The 18898-nt window shown below is 53.6% G+C and carries 11 protein-coding genes and 1 tRNA gene; 3 read left to right on the forward strand and 9 right to left on the reverse strand.

Annotated features, from left to right (window positions below; genetic code table 11):
• Positions 1-178 precede the first annotated feature (178 nt).
• Both POG22_RS04760 and eno read right to left on the reverse strand, forming a co-directional pair.
• Positions 179-1630: a cyclic nucleotide-binding domain-containing protein gene (locus POG22_RS04760; RefSeq protein ID WP_498903910.1), complete on the reverse strand. Its 1452-nt coding sequence runs from the start codon at positions 1628-1630 to the stop codon at positions 179-181.
• A 575-nt stretch (positions 1631-2205) separates the two neighbouring features.
• The gene (gene eno, locus POG22_RS04765) at positions 2206-3507 is read right to left on the reverse strand and encodes a phosphopyruvate hydratase (RefSeq protein ID WP_498903912.1); all 1302 of its coding nucleotides are present in this window, start codon (positions 3505-3507) and stop codon (positions 2206-2208) included.
• Positions 3508-3782: 275 nt separating this feature from the next.
• Between eno and POG22_RS04770 the strand changes: the two genes are divergently transcribed.
• Positions 3783-4475, forward strand: coding sequence for a response regulator transcription factor (locus POG22_RS04770; protein WP_063715445.1), 693 nt, complete (start codon positions 3783-3785; stop codon positions 4473-4475).
• A 169-nt stretch (positions 4476-4644) separates the two neighbouring features.
• Here the strand turns inward: POG22_RS04770 and POG22_RS04775 are convergent, their stop codons facing one another.
• A complete protein-coding gene (locus POG22_RS04775) occupies positions 4645-5352 on the reverse strand; it encodes a PHP domain-containing protein (protein ID WP_074170799.1) in 708 nt (235 codons plus the stop codon).
• 236 nt (positions 5353-5588) lie between these two features.
• Here POG22_RS04775 and POG22_RS04780 point away from each other — a divergent pair, with 236 nt between their 5' ends.
• A complete protein-coding gene (locus POG22_RS04780; protein ID WP_498903914.1) occupies positions 5589-6485 on the forward strand; it encodes an ABC transporter ATP-binding protein in 897 nt (298 codons plus the stop codon).
• Positions 6486-6528: 43 nt separating this feature from the next.
• On the opposite strand, the gene POG22_RS04785 is transcribed toward POG22_RS04780, so the two are convergent.
• The 5 genes from POG22_RS04785 to POG22_RS04805 form a co-directional block, all read right to left on the reverse strand.
• Positions 6529-6602, reverse strand: a tRNA-Arg gene (locus POG22_RS04785).
• Between the two features lie 240 nt (positions 6603-6842).
• Entirely contained in the window at positions 6843-8399 is a 1557-nt protein-coding gene (locus tag POG22_RS04790) for a carboxypeptidase M32 (protein WP_063715450.1), read from the reverse strand.
• Positions 8400-8620: 221 nt separating this feature from the next.
• Entirely contained in the window at positions 8621-9805 is a 1185-nt protein-coding gene (alr, locus tag POG22_RS04795; protein WP_017660814.1) for an alanine racemase, read from the reverse strand.
• Between the two features lie 210 nt (positions 9806-10015).
• Entirely contained in the window at positions 10016-10231 is a 216-nt protein-coding gene (locus tag POG22_RS04800) for a hypothetical protein (RefSeq protein ID WP_026097622.1), read from the reverse strand.
• Between the two features lie 138 nt (positions 10232-10369).
• Positions 10370-11557 (reverse strand): filamentous hemagglutinin N-terminal domain-containing protein, encoded by a 1188-nt coding sequence (locus tag POG22_RS04805; RefSeq protein WP_498903915.1) that lies wholly within the window; start codon positions 11555-11557, stop codon positions 10370-10372.
• 237 nt (positions 11558-11794) lie between these two features.
• Here POG22_RS04805 and POG22_RS04810 point away from each other — a divergent pair, with 237 nt between their 5' ends.
• Positions 11795-15457: a hydantoinase B/oxoprolinase family protein gene (locus POG22_RS04810; protein ID WP_498903916.1), complete on the forward strand. Its 3663-nt coding sequence runs from the start codon at positions 11795-11797 to the stop codon at positions 15455-15457.
• Between the two features lie 128 nt (positions 15458-15585).
• Here the strand turns inward: POG22_RS04810 and POG22_RS04815 are convergent, their stop codons facing one another.
• The gene (locus POG22_RS04815) at positions 15586-18807 is read right to left on the reverse strand and encodes an efflux RND transporter permease subunit (protein WP_498903917.1); all 3222 of its coding nucleotides are present in this window, start codon (positions 18805-18807) and stop codon (positions 15586-15588) included.
• Positions 18808-18898 lie beyond the last annotated feature (91 nt).

Below are 18898 nucleotides of genomic sequence, written 5' to 3' on the forward strand. Positions count from 1 at the left end.
GTCAGCCACCGCTTTGAGATGTTCTTGTAGCTTTTCTCGTTCTTCGGAGTTTAAGTTCATTTTGAAATTTTTTAGATATATCTACTCATATTATTTTACCATGATTTTTGTGTTTTTACGAAAGTGAGATGCACCCGATCGCGTCTAGCCTATACCTTTTCAAGAATGCTAATTTAGCCTACAAATTGAATAAATTTTTGAATCGCTTTTTCACCCAATCGATCGGATTTTTATCGTCTTCATCCACATCGACTAATCCGAGCGATCGCAACTCCTGTTGGCGTCGAGATAGTTCGGATTTGTGTCGTTCTAACCCCGCAACGATCGCATCGTAAAGCTCGGGATGCTGGTGCAACAACCGCTCGAACTGAAAGCGATCGAGTTTAAATAAAATGGTTGGCTCTAACGCGCGCACCGATGCTGTTCGAGGAACGCCCAACATCAAAGCTAGTTCGCCGAAAAAGCTACCTGCATCTAATAGTTTTAACTGTCGATCGAGCCGTTCGACATAGACTTCAACCTTGCCAAAAATGACAATATAAAATGCATCACCCGGTTCGCCTTCCTGAAATAAAATATCTCCAGGTGATAGAGTTTTTCGACATCCCTGCTCGATTAATTGACGTAACTGTAACTCGTTCAAATTTTCAAAATAGGAAATCTGTCGCAGCGTATGACTGAGCGAGACACCGATAGAATCTGTTGTATTGTGGTGAGGTGAAGAATGAAGGCGAACCGAACCGAACGGAGGAGAATTCCAATCGATCGCCGCTTGTGGAGAATTAAACCAAACTTCTGTTTGTGGAAAGGGGATTTTAATTCCTTGTTGGCGTAAGTAGTACTCGATGAAAAAATTTAGCGAACTGACAATAAACGGCTCTCGATCGATGCGATCGACCCACACCCACAACTCAAACAGTAACGCGGAATCTCCAAATCCCTTTAACATCACTTTGGGCGGTGGATCGGACACGACAGAAGGCTCCATATACGCACAAACTAATAGCGTTTCTGTCACTTGAACTGGATCGCTACCGTAAGCGACACCAACTGGAATATGAACTCTCGCCACGTAACAGTTGTCGTAACTCCAATTCACAACGCGATTTGAAATTAACTGACTGTTGGGAACGACAACATCTGCACCTTCTCGCGTGCGAATGACGGTCGATTGCAAAAATACTTCTTTGATGTAGCCAGACAAACCATCGAACTCGATGAAATCTCCGACTTTTAATTTCCGTTCGATTAGAATAGTGACGCCACTAATGAAGTTGTTTGCCATATTTTGCAAACCGAAGCCGATCCCGACGCCTAAACCGCCTGCAACAACTGCTAGAGAGGATAGGTCGAACCCCAAAATTTGCAAAACCGCAATGACACTCAGGATTCCTAGACCATAACTAAAAATGGTGGCGATCGCGGCTCGATTTCCCTCGTCGATACCGAATTTAACGAGTAAGCGATACTTTAAAAAATTCCGCAATCCCCGCGTTAGCAATAATGCGATCGTCAAAGATACGACGAGATAAGCGATCGATACGATCGACACAGATGTATTCCCAATCTCAAAAAGTTCTTGGGTGAAAATCCGTGTCACTTGACTGAGCCAGTTGGCTGAATTCCACACGCTCGAATCCTATATTTACTTGAAGTTAAAAGGTCATTTGGAGTAAGCCTAGAAGCCCTTAAATTTCTCGACGACGACGTTCAAAACCGATCGCTTACTTCAATCGATCGGTCAAATCTTTAAGTCGAACTCAACAATAAGTTCGAATAAACAGACCAATAACGTTAATCGTCGCCATCGATCGCCGGTGAAATACAAAGCGAACCATTCTTTCATACACTGCGAGTTATTTGGCTCTTCTGAGTTTAGGGTGACAGAAAAACTGACTACACGAGACTTCAAAGGTTTTGGCTCTCGGATTCTCGATTTTTTGTATTAAATCATACATTTATAGTCACAAACTCCGAAGACCCAGACTTTTTGAAACCCAGCTTATCGGAAAAAAAATGGAGTATCACTCCTGTTGTCACCTGCGATCCGTTCCCCATCGCTCGGCACCAAACCTCGCAAAATTGCGATCGAATCGCCCCGACACCCCGAAACACACAAAAAGAGAGGCACTGTAGCAGCACCTCTCTCGAATCATCCATTGACAAAGGTTTGAGACCGCGCGATCGCGCCAAACAGATGTACGGTTACGACGCCGTTGCGCCCGGACCTAAGCCGAGCGTACCCGCGTACACCGCGCGATCGCCCAATTCGCTTTCAATGCGGAGCAGACGGTTGTACTTGGCAATCCGCTCGCTACGACACAGCGATCCCGTCTTAATTTGTCCGGCTCGCGTCGCCACGGCCAGATCGGCGATCGTCGTATCCTCCGTTTCCCCAGAACGGTGGCTGATGACCGACCGGAAACTATGACGCGTCGCCAAATCGATGGTTTCGAGGGTTTCCGTCAGCGAGCCGATTTGGTTGACCTTAATCAAAATCGCATTACCGGCTTTGGTGTCGATACCTTTCTGCAAGCGGGTTGCGTTCGTCACAAACAAATCGTCACCGACGAGCTGACAGCGTTTACCCAAGCGATCGGTCAAACTCGCCCAGTTGTCCCAATCTTCCTCGTGTAACCCGTCTTCAATGGACACGATGGGATACTTATCGACCAACTCCGTTAAATAGTCGATGAGGTCGCCGGGAGAGCGAGTCGCGCCGTCATACGTATACTGACCGTCGCTGTAAAACTCACTGGCGGCTACGTCGAGCGCTAACGCCACCTGTTCCCCCGGTTTGTATCCCGCCCGTTCGATCGCCTGAATCAGCAATTCCGCCGCTTCCTTATTCGAGCCGAGGTTCGGGGCGAATCCTCCCTCATCGCCAACCCCCGTCAGCAAACCTTTATCGTCCAAGACTTTACTCAAAGACGAGAACACCTCCGATCCCCAGCGCAGCGCTTCCTTAAACGACTCTGCCCCGACGGGAACGATCATGTATTCCTGAAAGTCGATGTTGTTCGCGGCGTGTTCGCCCCCGTTGATCACGTTCATCATCGGAACCGGGAGCAGGTTCGCCAAAGGACCGCCCAAATACCGGTAAAGCGGGATATCCAGCGCACTGGCGCAGGCGCGAGCGTTAGCCAGCGACACCGCGAGGATGGCGTTAGCCCCGAGGTTGGCTTTGTTCGCCGAACCGTCGCGATGCAACATGACCGCATCGATTTTCATTTGTTCGAGCGCGTCGACTTTACCGACGAGTTCGGGGGCAATTTTATCTTTGACGTTTGCCACTGCCTTGAGAACGCCTTTTCCACCGTAGCGGTGGGAGTCCCCATCACGCAGTTCGTGCGCTTCAAACGTTCCTGTAGAGGCTCCACTGGGAACCTTGGCGACGCCGACAGCGCCGTTGGCGAGGCGGACTTCTGCTTCTACCGTGGGTCGTCCTCGGGAATCGAGAATTTCCCAGGCGTCGATCGCAGCGATCGTCGTGTCAGATCTAGACATCTCTCAGTTCTCCTGTAGCCACATTACGCAGAGCGACACTATCGCTACGGGACGGCTCAACATTGCCTCCGTAGCACGCACCCCAAACATCATAAGACGCCTCGGGCGTTCGAGGCGTCAGGCTTTGGGAGATTTTTAGCAATCACGTGGACGCCCGACTCGTCTCGAGGCGATCGATCGCCCGTCGAAGCTGATAACTTTGATTTTGGGATCTCCGGCCCTTAAAACGAGCGGTATTCTAGATCTAAGAGGATTCGCAACTTAAGGATTCGCCAATGTCAGCGAAATTGTTATTAGTCGATGACGAACCGGGACTTCGAGAAGCCGTCCAAGCCTATCTCGCCGATAGCGGCTTTACCGTGGTCGTGGCGACGAACGGTCAAGAGGGGTGGGAAAAACTCCAGCAAGAAGATCCCGATTTAGTCATCACCGACATTATGATGCCGGAAATCGACGGCTATCAGCTTCTCAAACAGATGCGGGAAGATCCCCGATTCCGAGCGCTTCCAGTGGTGTTTCTCACGGCGCGGGGGATGACTTCCGATCGCATCCAAGGATATCAAGCCCGTTGTGACGCTTATATTTCCAAACCCTTCGATCCCGACGAACTGGTGGCGGTGGTTGAAAACCTCCTCGAACGCCGCGCGGCGGCCACTGAAAGCACCGAAGAAGGCGAACCCCCAGATTTGGCAACTCTCGCGCGACAAATTCAGGAAATCAAAGAGTTACTAACCCACAAAAACGCCATTCCCCAAAAAAGCGCCCCCCTCGACATCGATTTTACGCCCCGAGAAGAAAGCGTGTTGCAATTGGTGGCGCAAGGGTTGATGAACAAAGAAATCGCCAGTCGTCTCGATACCAGCGTTCGCAACGTCGAGAAATATGTCAGCCGCCTTTTTAGCAAAACCGGAACCAACAGCCGCACGGAACTCGTGCGTTACGCCCTCGAACACGGGCTGACGGAGTAATTCGAGCAGGGGAGCTTTTTCAGGGAAGAGGGAAGAGTGAAGAGTGAAGACAGGGAGAGGGGGAGCTCACTGTAAAAGGTGCGTGACGCGGTAACATCAAATGTTTCGGACTTCGGCCGCCTTTCCTAGCCGCGTCACAGCACCCTACCACTGCCACGGGTGACTGAAACTACATTCGACGCAGCAGACTCAAGCCGTGGGTATCGGTGCCACAGGTGTCGAACAGTCCGTGTTGGGCGTTGAGTTGCTTGACTTGGGCGGTGGTTTGACGGCTCGGACGCCAGGGATCGGGGTTGTTGTAAGCGTAGTACGCTTCTGCTCCGTCGATTCCCAGTTTTGCCGCCGCTGGAATTAACTTCGATGCAGGGCGGCGATAGCGACCGGGGTGCGCTAAGACGGCTAAGCCTCCGGCTGCATGAATGGAGTCGATGACACGCTCGGCTTTGAAAGCTTTTCCGCTGACTTTTTTTCCTTGCAGGTAGGGGCGGATTTCTCGGCGACTGGGATTGTAACCGTACCCGAGAATGTGAACTTCTGCTCCGAGGAGATCGGCGTTGATTTCTACACCCGTCCATAGATGCGGTGCGTGAGCCTCCGGAACCGATCGCTGCCATCGATCGAGCCAATCTTGGGCGCGGTGATACCCGTCGGCGCTGTGGTGGTCGGTAATCGCTAAGCCTTTGAGTCCGATGGTGACAGCTTGTTCCATGACGGCTTCGGGACGCAGGCGGCCGTCAGAACATACGGTATGCATGTGGAAGTTGTAGTGTTTCGGGCAACTGTCTTCGGTCAGGTTCCGGAATACAGTTTTCAGCGCTCGCGTGTTCTGCGCGGCCGGTCTGTCAGACGTTGCAGCCTCTGGCAGATAGACAAGCATAAGCAAGGTTTGGGATAGAAGTTAACTTATTGTAACAATTGTGGGAAAAAGTGGCAGTCTTATTTGAAAGTTTCGTGATTCAAAAATTGAAAGTGAAGCTTCAGGATTTCTAATTTTGTATTTTCGCGAAACATTGCGAGTCTAACGCTTCAAGCGCTAGTCCGAGATCGGGTTAGATTGCTGGCTACACCACGCGATCGCATCCAGTTTGGACGCAAAAATTGTGAAAACATAACTTGCTGCTCCCGATATCACAATTTCTCTTCGAGAAATCAGTATTTTTACTTACCCAAAAACAGAGCGATCGCCTCGTCTGTCTCCGATCCCAAAAATCCCCAACCGTTCGTCAAGGACAGTTTTGGAGCGATCTCCCGTGGTACAACCCGATCGCCCCGATCGATACTGAGTTCATGCTCGACGTTTCTCTGACGAAGACTTTCGATCGCTCCAACACTGACGTTCTCCCGTTTCAGCTCGACGTGTCCTTTCGAGTCGATCGCGAACTGGTGGTGTTGTTCGGCCCCTCTGGATGCGGAAAAAGTTCCCTCCTCAATGCGATCGCCGGACTCCTGACCCCCGATTGCGGACGCATTGTCCTCGATGGACTTCCCCTGTTCGACAGTCGGCGAGCGATCGCGCTTCCCCCTCACCGTCGTCCCATCGGATACGTTTTCCAAAGTTACGCTCTGTTTCCCCATCTCAACGTCGCCCAAAATATCGGATTCCCCCTCGAACGGCTAAAAAAACGCCAACGACAGCAGCGAGTCCGAGAACTCGCTGCGTGGCTGCATCTCGAACCGTTACTCGATCGCGCCGTCACCCACATTTCCGGGGGACAAGCCCAACGAGTCGCCATCGCTCGCGCCCTGGCCTGCGATCCCCAAATTCTCCTGCTCGACGAACCCTTTAGCGCCCTCGACGGCGAACTGCGAACCGAGTTACAACAAACCCTCAAACGCCTGCAACGCCAGTTAAATATCCCCCTACTCCTGGTCACCCACTCCCGAGGAGAAGCCTTAGAACTGGCCGATCGCTCTATCCTCATCGACAATGGCGCGATCGTCGAAATCGATCGCCCCGATCGCCTTCTCGCTCCCACCCGCAACCTTAGCAGCAACTTCGCCTGGGGATGAGAAACTGTCAACAGTCCTCACTGCTCGCTGCTCGCTGTAAAAGCGGGACTGGCGGGATTCGAACCCGCGACCTAGCGCTTAGGAGGCGCTTGCTCTATCCTTCTGAGCCACAGTCCCACATTATTGGATATGATAGCAGCCTGTTTTGCCCGCTGGCAGTCGTCGATGTTCGATCGCTCGCCTCACGCATCGCGACCTGTAACGTTCGTTTTTTGACTAAAAATTCAATTTTATTGATAAATTCGCGATCGCACCCGAGGGTTGACAAATCTCTGGGAGAGCGCGACAATCAAGGTATAGCTTAATGGTTCATCCTGACTATACACTTGATTTATTAGTCAACTCACGATCGCCCCTTCAATCCCAAGCGATCTCATATAAATCCCCATACTTTCGACGAAGGTAACGAATAAACGGATCGACGTGAAGTGGCTTGCCGGTCACGCGCAAGATCGACTCGTTCGCCGTGAACTTACGGCCGTGGCGGTAAATATTGCGTCGCAACCAACCATGAAGCGTCTCGAAATTACCCCGTTCGATATCGACGGGAATTTCCGGGTGAATTTTCAAAGCCGACTCGTACAACTGCGCGGCAATAAGGTTTCCCAGCGTATAGCCCTGGAACTGTCCGCCGATCGTTTCGACGAACCAATGCACGTCTTGTAAAACGCCTTCAGTGTGATTTTGAGGAACGATGCCCAAATCTTGGCGATAGCGTTCGTTCCAAGCCTCGGGGAGATCTTTAACCGCTAAATGTCCTTCCAACATCGCCACTTCCAAATCGAAGCGAACGATCGCGTGTAAATTGTAAGTCACCTCGTCGGCGGCAGTACGAATCGGAGTCCGTTCGACTTTATTGATCGCCCGATAGAAGTCGTTGACGGGAACTTGGCCCAACTGGCGTAAAAACATCCCTTGCAGCCAAGGATAGAAACATTCCCAAAACGCCCGAGAGCGTCCGATAAAATTTTCCCACAACCGAGCTTGACCTTCGTGCATTCCGGCCGAGGTTCCCCGAGCCAAAGGCGTTCCGTCCAACACAGGATCGATGCCCTGCTCGTACAGCGCGTGTCCCATTTCGTGAAGACTGCTGAAGAGACTTTCAGTCAGTTGGTTCGGACGAACGCGGGTAGCAATGCGAACGTCGCCGTGAGACAAGCGAGTGGCGAACGGGTGGAGGGTGCGATCGAGCCGACCGCGATCGAAATCGTAGCCCACGCGATCGATGACCTTATAACAGAAATTAAGCTGCGTCGTCTCGTCGAAATCTTGAGAGAGAATACGATCGTCGAGTGGCGGTCGTTCGGCGATCGCATCGACGAGGGGAACCAACTGCGATCGCAGCGTCTCGAACAGTCCCTGAATCGTTTGCGTCGTCATACCCTCGTCCTCCTCCGCAATCAGCGGATCGGCCACGCGATCGCTCTCAGGAAAAAAACTCGCCCACTGTCGGCTTAACTCCAGCGTTTTTTCAAGAAACGGCCGCACCGCCTCGAAATTTCCCTCGGGTTTAGCCCGAGACCAAGCCATGTAAGTCTCAGTCTGATGGCTGGCGAGGGTAGCGATAAAAGACGACGGAATCCGACTGGCGCGATCGAAATCGCGACGGGCTAAGCGAACGATACTGGCCTCGTCGGACTCGTAAGGCCAACTGCGCTCGAAGTCTCGAAGGTTTTCGAGGAGTTCTCCCAACGCCGGATCGGTGAGCTTGTCGTGAGCGAGTTTTCTCAACGTCGCCATTTGCTGCCCTCGTGCCACCGCCCCCCCGGCCGGCATATACGTCGCGCGATCCCATTTCAAAACCGAAGCGGCGGCTTGAAGATCGCGAATTTCTTGCAAGCGAGATCGAAGTTCTCGATATTGGGCGTCGTCGTGCGTTCCCGTTAGCGGATCGGAATTCTTTTGAATCTGCATGATGGGTGGTGTGAGGGCAGATGCCAAAGTTGAGTAAAGCAGTTTGCTGCAAACGATCGAATGCGATCGCTCTTATTCAATCTTAAGTGTCTGCCGGGGGAGAACGAAATACTATTCGGTCGAACCGCGCGATCGCGATCGACACCATTTCTTCTATCGATCGCGCGGCCGCAAATCGGGGAACCGGCCAAACTTTTTTCAAAAGACGGCCTGTCGCCATCCTAAACTTTGATGCGAGGTAATCGATGTTTGAACCCACACAGAATTTCCCAGGAAATTGTATCCAGGGCGATCGCCCAGTCTTCAGCAGAAATGCGATCGCTGCCAACACGACCTAACACCGTCACCACATCGCCGACGCGTACCTCGGGAACGTCAGTGACATCGAGCATGAGTTGGTCCATCGTAATCGCTCCGACTTGGGGAATCCGCCAAACGCGTCCCCGACGCGACAGCAACACCTCCATGCGGTTGGAAAGATTGCGGGGAACGCCATCGGCGTAACCGATGCCGACAACAGCCAAGCGCGTCGTCCGTTGAGTGACGAACTGATGGCCGTAACTGACCCCCGTTCCCGGCGGAACCGTTTTCACCTGCGTAACCCGCGCCTTAACCTGCATCACGGGAGACAGCTCGACCGTGGATTTAAAATGAGGGGCGGGATAGAGTCCGTACAGTGCCAAACCCAGCCGCACGAGATCGTAATGAAAGGTGGGAGAGGACAAGGTGGCCGCAGAATTGCTCAGATGCAGACAGGGTAAAGGAACCTTCGCCGCTTTCAAACGCGCGATCGCCGTCTCGAAACGTTGGTGCTGTCGGTTCGTGACCGTCGGATCGCGATCGTCGGCCGCGGCCAGGTGAGAATAGACACTGGCGATCTGAAGATTGGGCAGACGGCGCACCAACTGCACGAAAGCGATCGCCTCGTCCCAAGAGACCCCCAATCGAGACATTCCCGTATCGAGTTTCAGGTGAACCGAGAGCGGTGTCTCCTCGCCAGACAGGTGTTCTGAAAACACCAATGCCTGTTTCGGGCTACAGAGCGTCGGCTGTAACTGCCAACGAACCAGAGCGCGTAATTGTTCGGCGGTCGTCGTCGCCCCCAACACCAAAATCGGTGCAGAAATCCCCGCCTGACGCAGTTCGATGCCTTCAGAAACCGTCGCGACGCCCAACCAATCGGCCCCGGCCTCGAGAACCGTTTGCGCTACGGGAATCGCCCCGTGTCCGTAAGCGTCGGCTTTCACGACGGCCATAAACGCCGTTTGGGGAGATAACAAGCGGCGCAAGTTGCGAACGTTGCGATCGAGGGCAGACAAATCGATTTCTACCCAAGCGCGATCGCGAATCCTCTCCTCGAGATTCGGCTCGTCCGTAATTTTGCAAATACGCTCCCAACTGAGCATATCCGTTCCTCCTCACAGTCCAACACTCCAACAGAGCCTAGTGTAAGATACGGGACGTTTGAGATGAGGTGAAACGATCGACTGTTCCCACTCTCCCCTCTTCACTCTCCCCTCTCCCCTAAAAAAAAGCCTCCCGGCATCACTCGGGAGGGTCAGAGGAACTATTGCATCAGAGGTATAGAGGAAAATTGTCGAGTTCAGAGGTAGGGCTTAAGCCACACAAAGTTCGTCTTCAATCTGCACCCGTCCGCGCAACACCGCTCGCAAGAGGCGGTTCGCCGAGCGGCGATCGGTTTCGTCGAGGCTGTCGTCGAGAACGGCTGCCATTAAACCGTAGCGATCGCTGACTGTTAGGAACCCCGTTTCGGTGACGGAAGCGAGGATATCGGAAATTGCGCCGGGGAGAAGTTGAAGTTGGGGGAACATTGTGCTGCCTCTGAACTCGATGCTTTTAGTATCGCTGGATTTCTGCCGGTTCGCGGTGACTCGCTTCGCTTTGACAGCGTGATGTTTCGGAGCGTTTCTCGCGATCGCGAACCCGTCGAGGTCGTGATATCGATCGCGTTATGGGATTTGGGTGCAGCTTAAAGGAGGCGCGATCGCCCCCGTGTCGTATTGGCTGACCAGCTCGATCTCGCCAGTTTCTCCCCTCTGCCAGCCATCAGCTTCGACCCAAGACAATTCCTCCATCGGGGAAACGTCCGACCCCACCTCGCGCGACCTGTCCTCTTCAACCCATTCGCTGTCAAATGCTTCAGATTCGGCGATCGCTCGCAGATCTCGCCACAGAGACACCGGTATCACGAATTCGAGAGGATCTGCTGGGAGTCCGCCGCGTCCGCTAACGACAAAGGAACTTCCGGCCTCGAACGCCGAACAGGGATTGAAAATTAGTCCCGATACGTCGAGAGGGTCCTCGGGAAAGCGTAGAAACTGATTCGTCGTTTCGACTTCGAGTTGTTGCAGGACAACGATGTCGTTCGAGGAAATCCCGAGATCGAGGATAGCGGTCAGATCCCGGGAGGTTGCCAAACGATCCGTGTCCGTAATATTCGCGTCGATACGGACGTTGCCCCCGATTGACGATAGGGTTTCACCCGCCGACACCTGCAATTTCGAGGGGCGACCGTCGCGCAGAAACTGGAACCTGTTCCTGTCGAAAACGAGATCGCGATCGCGACCTTCAACACGCACGTTATCGGGAGTTTCACCCATTTGTACCCCCAGAGGAACGTTGACCGTAAGTAGCGATGCCGAAGCAGAATTATCGGCACGAAACTCGACACCGTTATCGAAAACGAGACGGTCGGCGGTACTGGCGAAAAACGCCCCATCGAAGTCTAAACGAGCGTTTTCACCAAAGACGATACCGTTAGGATTGAGAATGTAAAAATTCGCGGTTCCCTGGATTTCAAGCAAACCGTCGATGTAAGAAATTTCGCCTCCCGTTACGCGAGTCACGATATTTTCGATCGCCACAGTCGTGTTAAATACAGCTTCAGTATTGGTAGGAATAGAAAACGCCTCAAAGCTGTGAAAGAGGTGCGTTCCCGAAATCGTGCCGCCGTCGATCGTGGTTCTGACGCCTTCAACCGACACCTGCGACGGATTGGGGAGTGTAGCGTCAGGAACGATTTGAGCCAGAACAGTGCTAGGAAACAGTACTAGCCCCCCGATCGCAACCAACAGCCAGGCATCAAACGCAGTTTGAGGAGCGCGATCTCGGGAGCGACGCGCGGCACTTTCGAGCATACGATCGTTTTAACAAAGACAACAGGAGTACTACCAGCTTATTCGACGATCGCGATCTCGCTCGTGTAGGTAAAGCTTCGCGATCGCTCAATGACAAGCGATCGTTACGACCCTCAGACGTCGCATTTGAATTACTCGAAAATACTTGACGGGAACGCTACTTTTACAGCATATTGAGCAACAGGTTTGAAAAGTGCCATTTTGTCACGCAAGCGATAAAGAGTGGGAGCAAAAGAGATGACAAATCGCAACGGCTGGCAATTTTGGATCGATCGCGGCGGAACCTTTACGGATGTCGTCGCCAAAAGTCCCGACGGATCGATCGTCACCCATAAGTTACTCTCCGAAAACCCCGATCGCTATGCCGACGCCGCCGTGCAGGGCATTCGCGACCTCTTGCAGCTTCAACCCGAGGAAGCGATTCCCGAAGGCGACATTTCAGACGTTCGCATGGGAACCACCGTCGCCACCAACGCCCTCCTCGAACACAAAGGCGATCGAACGGTTCTCGTCATCACCCAAGGCTTCCGAGACGCCCTCCGCATCGGCTATCAAAACCGTCCCGATATCTTCGCCCGCGAAATCGTCTTACCGCAGATGCTCTACGAACGGGCGATCGAAGTCGAAGAACGCCACGCCGCCGACGGAACGGTGCTGACACCTCTCAACGAAACCGACTTAATCTCGCAACTGCAACAGGCTTACGATGACGGAATTCGCAGTTGCGCGATCGCCCTGATGCACGGCTACCGCTACCCTCGCCACGAACGCCGCATCGCCGAAATCGCCGCCGACATTGGCTTTACGCAAATCAGTACCTCCCACGCCGTCAGTCCGCTGATGAAACTCGTCAGTCGCGGCGACACCACCGTTGTCGATGCCTATCTCTCGCCGATTTTACGCCGCTACGTCGATCGCGTGAGTCGCTCGCTGTTTTCCTCTCCGTCGGACGAACGCCTAGAATTCATGCAGTCGAATGGCGGACTGTCCCCAGCCTCGCAATTCCAAGGGAAAGATAGCATCCTCTCGGGTCCGGCGGGGGGAATCGTCGGAGCCGTGCAAACCAGCATCCGGGCGGGATTCCACAAAATCGTCACCTTCGATATGGGGGGAACCTCCACCGATGTCGCCCACTACGCCGGAGAACCGGGTCAAACGGTGGAATACGAACGCACTTTCGAGACGGAAGTGGCGGGGGTGCGGTTGCGAACGCCGATGATGTCGATTCACACCGTCGCCGCTGGGGGTGGAAGCGTCCTCAACTTCGACGGTTCCCGCTATCGCGTCGGCCCCGACTCGGCTGGGGCGAATCCGGGGCCGGCCTGTTACCGACGAGGCGGCCCCTTGGCGGTGACGGATTGCAACGTGTTATTGGGGAAAATTCAGCCGCAGTTTTTCCCGGCGGTATTCGGACTGGAGGGAAATTTACCGCTGGATAAGGATATCGTTCGCGAAAAGTTCGATCGCCTGTCTCGGGAGATTTACGAGGCGACGGGAGACACGCGAACCCCGGAACAGGTAGCGTCGGGATTTCTCGCCATCGCGGTGGAGAAAATGGCCAACGCCATTAAAAAGATTTCGCTGCAACGGGGGTACGATGTCTCTCACTATACCCTTTGCTGTTTCGGCGGGGCGGGGGGACAACACGCCTGCGCGATCGCGGAATCCTTGGGGATCGATCGCATCTTCATCCATCCTTACGCCGGGGTTCTCTCAGCTTATGGAATGGGACTGGCCGACGTTCGCAATTTAAAGGAAAAATCCCTCGAAGTCCAACTGACCGACGAGGCGATAGGGTTGTTAACCTCCACGTTAGAAGAGTTGGAACAGGCGGCGAGAGACGAACTGTTCGATGTTGACTTTCCCCCTCCCACCGAAACCCTCCACAAAGTCCATCTGAAATACCAAGGAACCGATTCCACCCTCATCGTCGATTTCGGGGATATCGACGCCATGAAAGCGGAGTTCGATCGCGTTCACCGCCAGCGTTACGGCTTTCTCATGGCGGACAAACCCCTCGTTATCGATTCGGTTTCGGTAGAAGTGGTTCGCCCCAGCGACACCCCCGACGAACCCCAGATAACGCGGCGAGACGACCGCCGACCCCAACCCATCGCCACCGTCTCGACGTATTTATCGGATGCGTGGCGAGACACTCCCGTTTACCGACGGGAAGATTTACAACCGGGCGATCGCGTCGTCGGTCCGGCGATCGTCGTCGAACATACGGGAACCAACGTCATCGAACTCGCCTGGGAAGCCGAACTCACCCCTCAAAACCATCTCGTTCTCACCCGTCGCGTCGCCGCCTCCGAGACGGACACCCCCGACATCGACCGGTCAAAAGCCGATCCCGTGATGTTGGAGATTTTCAACAATCTATTTCGCTCGATCGCCGAACAGATGGGGGTAACGCTACAAAACACCAGTACCTCCGTCAACATTAAAGAACGCCTCGACTTCTCCTGTGCGATTTTCGACAGTGACGGCGAACTCGTCGCCAACGCCCCCCACATCCCAGTTCACTTGGGTTCTATGAGTGAAAGCGTTCGGGCGTTAATTTCCGAGAGGGGAAACCACCTCAAACGGGGCGATGTCTACGTTCTCAACAACCCCTACAACGGTGGAACTCACCTCCCCGACATCACTGTCGTTACCCCAGTCTTTCCCGAGGATTCATCTAACTCAAATTCTCCTCTATTTTACGTCGCCTCTCGGGGACACCATGCCGACATTGGCGGCAAGACACCGGGTTCCATGCCCCCAAACAGTCACCTTGTAGATGAAGAAGGCATTCTGATCGATAATTTTCTTCTCGTTGAAAACGGTGTATTTCGCGAAAAAAAATTACTCGAAATTCTCAATTCAGGAAACTATCCCGTTCGCAATTCCACACAAAATATCGCCGACTTGCAAGCCCAAATTGCAGCAAACGAAAAAGGCGTTCGAGAACTATTAAAAACCATCAAAACTTACGGCTTAAAAACTGTAAAATCCTATATGCAATACGTACAAGATAACGCAGAAGCCTCCGTACGTCGTGCCATTTCAGTGTTAAAAGACGGTCGCTTTGAAATGTCTCTCGATACCGGCGAGAAAATTTATGTCGAAATCACGATCGACTCTGAAGAGAAAGCCGCAAAAATCGATTTTACAGGGACTTCGCCGCAGGTCGACAGTAACTTTAACGCCCCGCGTGCCGTCTGCAAAGCAGCCGTTCTCTACGTCTTCCGCACCCTAGTTGACGATGACATTCCCCTCAATGCAGGATGTTTGAAACCTCTCGAGATTATCGTTCCCGAAGGCTGTTTGCTCGATCCCAAACCTCCAGCGGCCGTGGTAGCGGGAAACGTCGAAACCTCCCAACTCATTACCGATGCTCTGTACGGTGCGTTAGGCATATTAGCCGGTTCTCAAGGCACCATGAACAACTTCACCTTTGGTAGCACGACCTATCAGTATTACGAAACCATTTGCGGCGGTTCCGGTGCTGGAAACGGCTTCCACGGCACAGATGGGGTGCATACCCACATGACAAATTCACATCTGACCGATCCAGAGGTTCTAGAATGGCGCTTTCCGGTACTTTTAGATAAATTTGCCATTCGCGAAGGAAGTGGCGGCAACGGTCAATTTCGAGGCGGTAACGGCGTCGTGCGTCAAATTCGCTTTTTAGAACCTATGACCGCAGCCATCCTCTCGAGTCATCGCATCGTGCCTCCTGCGGGGTTGTGCGGCGGTGAAAACGGTGCCACCGGGCGAAATTGGGTGCGGCGTCGCGACGGAGCGATCGAGGAATTCGGCGGAACGGCGATCGTCGAAATGAATCCCGGCGACACGTTCATCATCGAAACCCCCGGCGGCGGCGGATATTCAGGGAAGAGTGAAGACAGCCCGTAGGGTGCCGTGACGCGGGCGAGAAAAATGTGGCTGAAACCCCAATAATGGTCTTCCCGCGCCACGCATCGCGCCCATCTGCTGGTCAGTCACAATCCTGTCGTGGCAAGGATTCAAAAACCGAAGCAGCATTACTCCTCATTACTACCCCAAACATGGGTGTCCTGTCGATCGAACGCCGGGTGACTTTCCACCCAACGAGGATCTCTCGAGATCTGCCGTTTTCGTCCCCGTGGTTTCAGCCATTGCGTCACATCGTCGATAACAGAGTAAACGACCGGTACTACAACGAGAGTCAGGAGCGTCGAGAACAGCAATCCCCCCAGAATCACCGTGGCGATCGGAGAATAGGCGTCGATGCCGATTTCGGGGAAAAACGCCAAGCGCACCACGACGATAACAGTGGTAAGGGTCGTCATCGTAATGGCTTTCAAGCGGGTCGGCCCCGCCATGCGAATCGCTTCATCTCGGGGAACCCCTTCCTCTCGTTTCGCGAGAATTAACTCGAGCAGCAGAATCGCCGCTGACAGGGATAACCCCGACAGAATCACGATGCCCAAAATCGACACAGTAGACAGGGTTTGTCGGGCCAAAATCAACCCACCGAACACCCCCACCAACTGCAAGGGAACCGATAACATCATCACCAGCGGCTGAACGAAGGAACCGAACTGAATCACCAAAATCAAATAAATCAGCACCAACGAGACGAGCAGACCCTTCAACAAGCGATCGAACTCCAACATCATGTCCGTCATATCGCCCATTGAATCGATGCCGTAACCGGGGGGAAACGTGAGTTCCCGACCCGCTCGCATGGCGATCGCCATCGACAAATCCATCGATGCGGGGCCGCCCTTGCGATAGTAGCCGTTGACGTACACCACCCGCTTACCGTTGAGATGTTCGATGAGAGTCGGGCCGTTTCGCCGTTCCAAACTCGCCACGGTATTGAGCGGAACCTGTCGACCCATCGGCGTCGTCATGTAGGTTCCGGCGAGATTGTCTAACGTGCCTCGGTCTTCTTGCTCGTAACGCACCAAAATCGAGTTTTGCCGCAGGTTGGGAAGATTGTACGATCGCCGGGTATAACCGCCGTTCAAGGCGTAGCGAGCTTGTTCGGCGATCGCCCGTACGCTGAGTCCGAGTTCCTCGGCGCGGCGACGGTCTACTTCGAGCTGATATTCCGGCTGGGTCAACGCCGAACTCGTTTGAGGCATGACCAAACCGGGGGTATCCTTCGCAATATCCAGTACGTCGTTCGCCAGACGATGCAATACCTCCAAATCGTCGCCGTACACCGCTAGCTGAATCGGTGCAGCCGAGGTCGCCATCACGTCAACCCCCATCTCTTTGAGAGCAATTCGACGCAAACCGGGGAGGGTGCGGCGAGCTTCGGCCTCGACGCTATCCATAATTTCCCAAATTTCGCGATCGCGATCGTCTTTCAACGTCACGATAAGAGACGCTGAATTGACGTTTCCCATGCTGTACCCGCTAAAGTACGTACTGTTGCGCGTCAACTCGAAACCCGTTTGAGACGAGACTTTGGCAATGTCGGGCTGTGCCAGTAAAATCTGCTCGAAGCGATAGGTACTTTCGTCGGTTTTGGCAAACGAGGTTCCCGGTTCCATTTCCAGAGATGCCATAAACTGACCTGAATCTCCCAGCGGCATCATTTCCTGGGGAACGAAGGGATAGAGAACGGCTGCCAGGACGAAGGACGCGCCCGCGATCGCCAAAGTAATTTCTCGATAGTTCAAACAGCGATCGAGCAGCCATCCGTAACCCCGTTCCAATTGACGAAATCCGACGCGAACGGGAGTTGTCAACCACTGAAGCCAGGTTTTTCGCGATCTGGCTTGAGGCGGTTTCAAAACAAACGCCGCAATTAGCGGAATCAGCGTAATCGACACCAGCAGAGAGGCGACAAAAGCAAAGACCATCGGCCAAACCAGACCGACAAACATCAGCCCCGTCAGCCCCCCCGCCAAAATGGTGGGAAGCAAGGCCGCAATCATCACGCAACTGGCGGCCGCACTGGCGAGAAACACCTCTTCCGTGCCGCGAACCGCTGCCCGTATAGGGGTCAGTCCCTCTTGAAGCTTACGATCGATCGAATCGATGACGATAATCGAGTCGTCGACTAACTTTCCGATCGCCATCATCATGCCGATCAGCGTCGAAGAGTTAAGGGACATTCCGATGGGAGCGAACGGTAGCATCGAAAGTGCCAGCGTCATGGGAATCGAGATCGTAATAATCGCCGTGGCGCGGAAATCTTCGAGAAATACGGCGATGACAATTCCCGCCAGCAAGACGCTAATCAGCAACTCCTGAAAGGTGCTATCGAGAATAATATCGACCAGATACGAGTTATCGTAAGCCGCTTCAAAGCTCAGACCGGGATTTTCCGCCTGAATCTTGTCTAATTCTGCCCGAACCCGCTCGATGACATCGGGAGAACTCGAGTCTGGCTTTTGAATCACGTTGACCGCCAACGCCGCCCGACCGTTGTAGCGATAGCCGCTGCGCCGCTCTTCAAAAGTATCTTTGACGGTCGCCACGTCGCGCACGTAGACCACTTGCCCGTTCTGCTCTAACACCGGGTAGCCAGCCACGTCTGACGCACTCAGCGCCCGCTTATCTGCTCGTACCAGAATCTCCGAATCGCCTTGAGTGAGAACCCCAGCCCCCTGACTGACGTTGTTCGCATCGATGGCGTCTCGCACTTGCAAAATCGACAGCCCGTAGGCGGCCAGTTTCTGGCGATCGATCTCGACTTGCAATTGTCGCTGATAACCCCCAAAAATCGATACGGCTTGGACTTTTGGAACTTGAGTCAGGCGATCGACCAAGTGATTGTCCGCAAACTCCCGCAGTTGTACTGGATCCCACCCTTCTCCTCGCAGTGCCAAGGTCAATACCGGACGGTTCAAGGGGTCGATGGGCAAAACCCAGTAAGACCGGGAATTAAACCCATCGAGTCGAATATCTCCCTCGGTCGCCGTCATCAGGCTTTGTACGGACTGCACCGCTTTATCGATGTCGTCTCCCCAGGCGAACTGAATCGTCACCAGAGACATATCTTGCTGGGAGCTAGAGCGCACGAAGCGCACGCCGTCGAGTACCGTCATGCGTTGCTCGATGGGCTTGCTAATATAGGTTTCGACTTCCTGCGGCGACGACCCCGGTGCCATCGTGACGATGGAAACCAAGGGACTTTCGACGTAAGGCATCATCCGCACGGGAAGCAGAATCAGCGTCAGGACTGACAGCACGACCACTGCAACGTACAGTGCGGCCACTACGACCGGATTGGCGATCGACCAGCGGGTTAGGGCGCTTTTCATGGGAGAAGGCAAAAGGCAAGAGGCAAAAGAGGAGAGCGGTAGGGTGCGTGACTTGAAAAATAGGGTGGAACGCTTGAGACCCATAAATCGT

Source organism: Geitlerinema sp. CS-897, from assembly GCF_028368005.1.
Classification (GTDB): Bacteria; Cyanobacteriota; Cyanobacteriia; order Cyanobacteriales; family Geitlerinemataceae; genus Baaleninema; species Baaleninema simplex.